The organism is Pseudomonas sp. RL_5y_Pfl2_69, from assembly GCF_963970465.1.
In the GTDB taxonomy this organism is placed as follows: domain Bacteria; phylum Pseudomonadota; class Gammaproteobacteria; order Pseudomonadales; family Pseudomonadaceae; genus Aquipseudomonas.
Window position 1 is genome coordinate 1 of sequence record NZ_CAXAOU010000022.1, and the last position, 2435, is coordinate 2435.

At 58.2% G+C, this 2435-nt stretch carries 3 protein-coding genes; 2 read left to right on the forward strand and 1 reads right to left on the reverse strand.

Annotated elements, in window-relative coordinates; genetic code table 11:
* A partial coding sequence (locus tag AACY07_RS24215) for an ABC transporter permease subunit (protein ID WP_339475939.1) occupies window positions 1-296 on the forward strand: 296 nt, incomplete at its 5' end.
* Window positions 297-331: 35 nt separating this feature from the next.
* A complete protein-coding gene (locus tag AACY07_RS24220; protein ID WP_339478286.1) occupies window positions 332-1714 on the forward strand; it encodes an LLM class flavin-dependent oxidoreductase in 1383 nt (460 codons plus the stop codon).
* Between the two features lie 158 nt (window positions 1715-1872).
* Here the strand turns inward: AACY07_RS24220 and AACY07_RS24225 are convergent.
* On the reverse strand, window positions 1873-2435 hold a 563-nt coding region (locus AACY07_RS24225; RefSeq protein WP_339478288.1), incomplete at its 5' end, for a cation:dicarboxylate symporter family transporter.

The following is a 2435-nucleotide window of genomic DNA, read 5'->3' on the forward strand; positions in this document are numbered from 1 at the left end:
TGGGGCTGTCGCCGACGGCGACATTCCTGCACATCATCCTGCCGCAAGCCATGCGCACGATTTTGCCGCCGACCACCAGCCAGTTCATTTCAATGCTCAAGGACTCCTCGCTGATTTCGGTGATGGGGGTGTGGGAAGTGATGTTCCTGGCGCAGTCCTACGGGCGTTCGTCGTATCGCTACATCGAAATGCTCACCACCGCCGCCGTTATCTATTGGCTGATGTCGATCGGACTCGAACTGGTGCAGAACCGCCTCGAGCGCCACTACGGCAAAGGGTTCACACAGCAGCGGTAACGCCATCCCTTTAATTATTCTTTTCAGGTATCAAGATGTACGATCCAAAACCTCTGTTGTTTGCGCTCTATGAGCAAGCGAGTGTTGGCTGTGGTGGCGCGCCAAGCCTGTGGACGCACCCGGCTGACGAGCGATTGAATATCAATTCGCTCGGCTACTGGTCGAATCTGGCGCGTATTGCCGATCAGGCGCACATGGACATGCTGTTTTTCGGAGATGTTCTGGGCTTCTACGATGTGTTTGGCGGCAATGCCGAGGCGGCCATGAAATGGGCCGTGGAAGCACCGGCAAATGACCCGCTGATGATCATCCCGGCACTGGCTGCGGTAACTGAAAACCTGGCCTTTGGCGTCACGGTGACCACCAGCTACGAGCATCCCTTTACCCATGCCCGGCGCTTCAGCACATTGGACCATCTGACGGATGGCCGGATAGGGTGGAACATCGTCACGTCATACCTGTCCAGTGCTGCCCGAAACTTCGGTCTGGAGCAGATGATCAAGCACGATGATCGCTATGAGCGTGCCGAGGAATTTCTCGATGTGGCCTATAAGCTTTGGGAGGGCAGCTGGGCCGATGATGCCGTGGTTGCCGACAAGGCGCGCCAGCTGTATGCCCGTGGTGATCGGGTTCGGCCGATCAACCATGCAGGCGAACATTATCGGGTGGCGGGGCCGCATTTGACGTCCCCGTCGCCGCAGCGAACGCCTCTGCTGATCCAGGCTGGCTGGTCAGGCCGTGGCCGGGCATTTGCAGCCAAGCACGCCGAGTTGATCTTTGTTGCCAAGTCCGACCCCCATGAGATTCGTCAGGGGCTTGAGGAAATCTGGGCCCAGGCCCAGGCGCTCGGTCGCCCGGCCGAAGATGTGAAGTCGCTGACAGTGCTGCGTATTGTGACCGCCAAAACGGAAATCGAAGCTCAGCGCAAATATGACGAGCTGCAAAGCAATTATCACTTGCAGGCGCAACTGGTCAGTTATGCAGGTGATACCGGAATCGACATTAGCCGTTACGCCGACAGTGATGCTCTGTCTACTCACACCGAAGGCATGACGTCCTATGTGATGCGTGCAGATGGGAGTGGCAAGCCCCTGACGGCCGGTGACGTCAAACAGCGCTTTGCCAACGTCACACGTGGCAGTGACCTGATTCTGGTAGGCACCCCGCAACAGGTGGCAGACCGGATCGAAGAACACGCTCGCATCAGCGGTACCAGCGGCTACATGCTCAATCCGCTGATCAGCCCTGGCAGCTTTGAAGACTTTGTGGAGCTGATTATTCCCGAGTTGCAGAAACGTGGCTTGTATCGCACCGAACCTCAGCGCGGTACGTTCCGTTCACGGCTGCGGGCCGACGGCGCCAGTCATTTACCGGCGTCAGCGTATGGTGCCTCGTTCCGTTTTGATCAAGGGCGTTAGGTCAGCCGTTGTTGATTTGCGCGAGCGAAGTCCCTGTGGGAGCGGGCTTGCTCGCGATGCAGACGGTGTGGTCTTTTAGGTACGTCGAAGTAATGCCAGCGCATTCAAGCCAGCTCCCTCAGGTTTTGTGAAGTTCACAAAACCTGAGGATCACTTTTTCAGGTGTTCGACACTTCCCCGGCCGGCAGCTGTTCCTTGCTGCGCCAGTGCGGCAGCGAGTTCCAGTAGCGCTCGCCCTTGGCGTCGTCGTACATGCCTTCCCAACGGGAGATCACCAGTACCGCCAGGGCGTTACCGATCACGTTCAGGGCCGTACGGGCCATGTCCATCACACGGTCAACACCGGCGATAAAGGCCAGGCCTTCCAGCGGGATACCCACGCTGCCCAGCGTGGCCAGCAGCACCACGAAGGACACGCCCGGCACACCGGCGATGCCTTTGGAGGTAACCATCAGGGTCAATACCAGCAGCAGTTGCTGGCTGAGCGACAGGTCGATGCCGTACAGCTGAGCGATAAAGATTGCCGCGATGCTCTGGTACAAGGTCGAACCGTCAAGGTTGAACGAGTAGCCGGTCGGTACCACAAAGCTGCAGATCGCTTTCGGTGCGCCGTAGGCTTCCATCTTCTCGATCACGCGCGGCAGCACGGTTTCGGAGCTGGCGGTGGAGTAAGCCAGTACCAGTTCGTCCTTGAAGATGCGCATCAGCTTGATCACGGAGA

Excerpts from the sequence above, each read along its gene's own strand:
- AACY07_RS24220 (WP_339478286.1), top strand. The coding sequence starts at position 332 with ATGTACGATCCAAAACCTCTGTTGTTTGCGCTCTATGAGCAAGCGAGT.